At 68.5% G+C, this 2,308-nt stretch carries 2 protein-coding genes; one reads left to right on the top strand and one right to left on the bottom strand.

Annotated elements, in window-relative coordinates:
* Positions 1-1,592, bottom strand: a 1,592-nt coding sequence (locus GT030_RS25850; RefSeq protein ID WP_161203170.1) for a DUF3516 domain-containing protein, incomplete at its 3' end; no start/stop codon positions are given.
* A 145-nt stretch (positions 1,593-1,737) separates the two neighbouring features.
* Between GT030_RS25850 and GT030_RS25845 the strand changes: the two genes are divergently transcribed.
* Positions 1,738-2,308 (top strand): metal-dependent hydrolase (locus tag GT030_RS25845; RefSeq protein WP_161203169.1); only part of this gene is annotated, 571 nt, incomplete at its 3' end.

The raw sequence follows: 2,308 nt of genomic DNA, 5'->3' as shown, positions 1-2,308 counted from the left end.
GACGGCGACTCGGGGTCGAGGAGTTCGAAGGCCGCGAGTGCGAAGGTGGACAGTGGCTGGTTGAGCGCGAAGTCCTGCTGGAGATCCACCGTGAGACGGACGATGCGGCCCTCGGCGTCCGGCTTGTCGAGCTTCTCGACGATGCCGCCGTCCAGCAGCGAGCGGTAGATGGCGATCGCGCGGCGGATGTGCCGGAGCTGCTGCTTGCGCGGCTCGTGGTTGTCCTCCAGCAGATGACGCATCGCCTCGAAGGCGTTGCCCGGCCGGGCGATCACCGACAGCAGCATGGTGTGCGTCACCCGGAAGCGCGAGGTCAGCGGCTCGGGCTCGGACGCGATCAGCTTCTCGAAGGTGTTCTCCGTCCAGCCGACGAAGCCCTCCGGCGCCTTCTTGCGCACCACCTTGCGGCGCTTCTTCGCGTCGTCCCCCGCCTTGGCGAGGGCCTTCTCGTTCTCGATGACGTGCTCGGGGGCCTGCGCGACGACGAGTCCGGCGGTGTCGAAGCCGGCGCGGCCGGCCCGTCCCGCGATCTGGTGGAACTCGCGGGCCCGCAGCGTGCGGACCCGGTTGCCGTCGTACTTGGTCAGGGCGGTGAACAGCACGGTGCGGATGGGCACGTTGACGCCGACGCCGAGGGTGTCCGTGCCGCAGATGACCTTCAGCAGACCGGCCTGGGCCAGCTTCTCCACCAGGCGCCGGTACTTGGGCAGCATGCCGGCGTGGTGGACGCCGATGCCGTGCCGTACGTAGCGGGAGAGGTTCTGGCCGAATTTGGTGGTGAAGCGGAAGTTGCCGATCAGCTCGGCGATCCGGTCCTTCTCCTCACGGGTGCACATGTTGATGCTCATCAGCGCCTGCGCCCGTTCCACGGCCTGCGCCTGCGTGAAGTGCACGATGTACACCGGAGCCTGCCGGGTCTCCAGCAGCTCGGTGAGCGTCTCGGTGAGCGGGGTGAGCCGGTACTCGTAGGAGAGCGGTACCGGACGGGTGGCCGAACGGACGACCGCGGTGGGGCGCCCGGTGCGGCGGGTGAGATCCTTCTCGAAGAAGGAAACGTCACCGAGCGTGGCCGACATCAGGATGAACTGTGCCTGCGGCAGCTCCAGCAGCGGAATCTGCCAGGCCCACCCCCGGTCGCCCTCCGCGTAGAAGTGGAACTCGTCCATCACGACCTGGCCGATGTCCGCGTCCTTGCCGTCCCGCAGCGCGATGGACGCCAGTACCTCGGCCGTGCAGCAGATCACGGGCGCGTCGGCGTTCACGGAGGCGTCGCCGGTCAGCATGCCCACGTTCTCGGTGCCGAAGATCTTGCACAGTTCGAAGAACTTCTCCGACACCAGGGCCTTGATCGGAGCGGTGTAGAAGGTGACCTCGTCGCGAGCCAGCGCCGCGAAGTGCGCGCCGGCGGCGATCATGCTCTTGCCGGAACCGGTGGGCGTCGAGACGATCACATTCGCTCCGGACACCACCTCGATCAGCGCCTCTTCCTGGTGGGGATAGAGGGTGAGGCCGCGATCCTTGGCCCACGACTCGAAGTTTTCGTACAGGGCGTCGGGGTCGGCGGTCCGCGGGAGCTGATCGATGAGGGTCACGCCCCCATCTTGCCTGCCCATGGCGTCAACCGGGGAATCGGCTGCGGGCGTCAAGATCATGGAGGCTACGCTGTGTCGCCGACGGATCATCAGCACCGCAGGTCAACTGGACAGCGGCACACGACGAATGGGGCGGGACGCGGCCATGATGGGACCAGCACACTCACTGTCGGGGGCCGCGGCCTGGCTCGGTGTCGGAGCGGCGGCCGCCGCCTTCGGGTACCCGATGCCCTGGCCGGTCCTGCTGGTGGGTTCCCTGGTCTGTGCGGGTGCCGCGCTCGCCCCCGACCTGGACCACAAGGCGGCCACCATCTCGCGGGCCTTCGGACCGGTGTCCCGCTGGATCTGCGAGATCGTCGACAAGCTGTCGTACGCCGTCTACAAGGCCACCCGGAAGCCGGGCGACGCGCGCCGCACGGGCGGGCACCGCACCCTCACGCACACCTGGCTGTGGGCGGTACTGATCGGCGTGGGCAGCTCTGCCGTGGCGATCACCTGTGGCCGCTGGGGCGTCCTGGCCATCCTGTTCGTGCACCTGGTGCTGGCCATCGAAGGCCTGCTGTGGCGGGCGGCGCGTGGTTCCAGCAGCGATGTGCTGGTGTGGCTGCTCGCGGCGACCAGCGCCTGGATTCTGGCGGGGATGCTGGACAAGCCGGGCCAGGGCGCCGCCTGGCTGTTCAGCGATCCGGGCCAGGCGTACATGTGGCTGGGCCTGC

The sequence above is a fragment of the Streptomyces sp. SID1328 genome (genome assembly GCF_009865595.1).
Classification (GTDB): Bacteria; Actinomycetota; Actinomycetes; order Streptomycetales; family Streptomycetaceae; genus Streptomyces; species Streptomyces griseoluteus.
The sequence above is the reverse complement of the archived record's forward strand: the minus strand, read 5'-3'. Positions and strand labels throughout refer to the sequence as shown.